Origin of the sequence: Stenotrophomonas sp. 3diitr2024 (assembly GCF_042136455.1) — a bacterium.
Classification (GTDB): domain Bacteria; phylum Pseudomonadota; class Gammaproteobacteria; order Xanthomonadales; family Xanthomonadaceae; genus Stenotrophomonas; species Stenotrophomonas sepilia.
In genome coordinates this window covers 1-3,491 of the sequence record NZ_JBHHMJ010000659.1, presented here as the reverse complement: position 1 = coordinate 3,491, position 3,491 = coordinate 1, and the positions used below count along the sequence as shown (strand labels likewise).

Sequence of the window (3,491 nt, the reverse complement as noted above, 5' to 3'; positions counted from 1 at the left end):
GCCGGGCATCGCCCGGCGTTTCCGATTCCGCTTGGGTGGGTGCCAACCTCTCCCGGCGTGGTAGGTGCCAACCTTGGTTGGCACGCACCAGAGCGCGGCGTTACAGCTTCGCGCGCTGTTCGCGCAGGCCGGCCAGCTGGGTGTTCCAGTCGGCCAGGCGCACGCGTTCCTGCTCGACCACGGCCGGCGGCACCTTGTCGGTGAACTTGGCCAGCTTGGTCTCGCTCTTCTCCTTTTCGGCTTCGACGCGAGCGATTTCCTTGTCCAGGCGCACGCGCTCGGCATCGAGATCGACCAGGCCTTCCAGCGGCACCAGCAGCTTCAGCTCGCCCACGATCGCGGCGGCGGCCGGCGGTGCGCTTTCGCCTTCGACCAGCCACTGGATGCTGTCCAGCTTCAGCAGGAACGACAGCGAGGTGCTGAAGCGTTCGATGCGCACGCGGTCCTGTGCCAGGCCGGCCTGCAGGCGCAGCGGCACCAGCTTGGACGGTGCGACGTTCAGCTCACTGCGCACGCGGCGCACGGCACTGATCACCGCCTTCAGCCATTCCACGTCGGCCTCGGCCTGGGCGAAATCACCGGCGAATTCGGCGGCGGTCGGGTAAGGGCGCAGCGACAGCGTGGTTTCGACCAGGCCCAGGCGCGGGGCCAGCTGCTGCCACAGCTGTTCGGTGATGAACGGCGTGAGCGGGTGCAGCAGGCGCAGCAGTGCTTCCAGCACGTACAGCAAGGTGTGGCGGGTGCTTTCGGCATCAGCCGCGTCGGCACCGTTCAAGGCCGGCTTGCTCAGCTCCAGGAACCAGTCGCAGAACGCGTTCCAGGCGAACTCGTACAGGCACTGCGCCAGCAGGTCGAAGCGATACGCGGCGAAATGGCCCTGAGCTTCGGCGGTGGTGGCGGCCAGGCGCGCGAGGATCCAGCGCTCGGCATCGGTGCGCGGCTTGGGCACGCCGGTGAACGCAGCGCCTTCGGTGTTCATCAGGGCGAAGCGGCTGGCGTTCCACAGCTTGTTGCAGAAGTTCTTGTAGCCCTCGGCGCGGTTCATGTCGAACTTGATGTCGCGGCCATGGGTGGCCAGCGCGGCGATGGTGAAGCGCAACGCATCGGCACCGTGGGCGGCGATGCCGTCCGGGAATTCCTTGCGGGTGGCCTTCTCGATCTTCTCGACCATCTTCGGCTGCATCAGGCCGCCGGTGCGCTTGGCAACCAGATCGTCGATGGTGATGCCGTCGATGATGTCCAGCGGGTCGAGCACGTTGCCCTTGCTCTTGGACATCTTCTGCCCCTGGCCGTCGCGGATCAGGCCGGTGAAGTAGACGTCCTTGAACGGGATCTTCCCGACCAGGTTGTCGGTGGCCATGATCATGCGCGCCACCCAGAAGAAGATGATGTCAAAGCCGGTGATCAGCACCGACGATGGCAGGTAGCGGTCGAAGCCGCGCTCAGCCATGGCCTGCTCATTCGGCCAGCCCAGGGTGGAGAACGGCCACAGCTGCGAGGAGAACCAGGTCTCCAGCACGTCGCTTTCCTGGTTCAGCACCACGTCGCTGCCCAGGTTGTGCTTCGCGCGCACGTCCTCCTCGCTGCGACCGACGTAGCAGTTGCCGGTGGCGGCATCGAACCACGCCGGGATACGGTGGCCCCACCACAGTTGGCGGCTGATGCACCAGTCCTGGATGTTGTTCATCCAGTGGCGGTAGGTGTTGATCCAGTTCGGCGGCACGAAGGAAATGCTTCCGTCCTCGACCAGTTCCAGGCCACGCTTGGCCAGGTCGTCCATCTTCACGAACCACTGGTCGGTCAGGTACGGCTCGATCACCTGGCCGGTACGGTCGCCGCGCGGCACCTGCAGCTTGTGCGCCTTGGTCTCGACCAGGATGCCCAGGTCTTCCAGTTCGGCCAGCACGGCCTTGCGTGCTTCATAGCGGTCCAGGCCCTGGAAGCGTTCCGGCGCATTCTCGTTCAGCGCCGCCACCGGGGTGAACAGGTTGATCATCGGCAGGCTGTGGCGCACGCCCACTTCGTAGTCGTTGAAATCATGCGCCGGGGTGACCTTGACCACGCCGGTGCCGAACGCGCGGTCCACGTAGTCGTCGGCGATCACCGGCACGCGGCGGCCAGTCAGCGGCAGCACCACGCTCTTGCCGATCAGGTGCGCATAGCGCTCGTCCTCCGGGTGCACCATTACCGCGGTATCGCCCAGCAGGGTTTCCGGGCGGGTGGTGGCGACGACCAGATAGTCGCGGGTTTCGCGCAGCGTTTCCACGCCGTCGGCATCGCGCTCGACGTGCTCGTAGCTCAGGCCTTCGTCCAGCGTGTAGGCGATCGACCACAGGAAGCCGTCTTCCTCGGCGCTCTCCACTTCCAGGTCGGAAATGGCGGTCTTCAGCACCGGGTCCCAGTTCACCAGGCGCTGGCCGCGGTAGATCAGGCCCTGCTCGTACCAGCGCACGAAGGCTTCATTGACTGCCGCCGACGGCTGCGGGTCCATGGTGAAGGTGCTGCGCGACCAGTCGGCGGAGGTGCCAAGGCGACGCATCTGGCGTTCGATGGTGTCGCCGGACTGCTGCTTCCACTCCCAGACCTTGCCGATGAAGCCCTCGCGGCCCAGCGAATCGCGGGTCTCGCCCTTGCCTTCCAGCGCCAGGTTGCGGCTGACCACCATTTCGGTGGCGATGCCGGCGTGGTCGGTACCGACCTGCCACAGCGTGTCGTAGCCGCGCATGCGGTGGTAGCGCACCAGCGCGTCCATCAGGGTCTGCTGGAAGGCGTGGCCCATGTGCAGGGTGCCGGTCACGTTCGGCGGCGGCAGCAGGATGGTGTACGGCTCGCCCGTGCCGGACGGCTTGAAGTGGCCGGCCTTCTCCCAGGCCTCGTAGAGGTCGGTCTCGAAGGACTTCGGGTCGTAGCTGGAGGCGAGTTGGGTCATGCGGGGGAACCAGGAGGTAATCGTTGAAGGATCAGGGCGCGGCGGCGGCCCATCAAGGGGGCCGGCGCGCGCTCACATGTCGTGCTTGTTCAGGTCGTAACCGGCGGCCTTGTACTGGCGCCAGCGCTCGCGCAGCGGTTCGCGCGCTTCCGGATCGGCCGGCACCACTTCCAGCACGCGCTCGCACTGGCCCAGCCAGGGCTCGTCGCGCAGGTTGATCACCAGCGGACGCGCCGGTGCCTCGGTGCCGGGTACCGCGATCAGTACCAGGGCCTCTTCCTCGTCCATGTCTTCGCCGGCGATCTGGTGCGGGATGTAGGCGTCGTTGTCGAACGCCCACAGCAGCTCGTCCAGCTCCTCGGCCTGGGCCTGGTCACGGGCCAGCACCAGGGTGAACAACCCGGCGTCGTTGGCCTTGCGCGCCAGCTCACAGACCAGGCGCAGCGGCTCGGTCAGGAAGCGGGGCTTGGCGATCAGGTAGAAGTCGGCGCGGGGCATGGCAGGGTCCGGGTCAGGCAGGGGCCCGGCAGTGCCGGGCGAGGCCCCGGCCGGCGTCTCGCCG

At 66.9% G+C, this 3,491-nt stretch carries 2 protein-coding genes; both read right to left on the bottom strand.

Annotated features, from left to right (window positions below):
• Window positions 1–100 precede the first annotated feature (100 nt).
• Complete coding sequence (locus tag ABGA94_RS16915; protein ID WP_197599320.1) at window positions 101–2,929, bottom strand: valine--tRNA ligase; 2,829 nt, start codon at window positions 2,927–2,929, stop codon at window positions 101–103.
• Between the two features lie 72 nt (window positions 2,930–3,001).
• Window positions 3,002–3,427 (bottom strand): DNA polymerase III subunit chi, encoded by a 426-nt coding sequence (locus ABGA94_RS16910; RefSeq protein ID WP_005415211.1) that lies wholly within the window; start codon window positions 3,425–3,427, stop codon window positions 3,002–3,004.
• Between the last annotated feature and the right edge of the window lie 64 nt (window positions 3,428–3,491).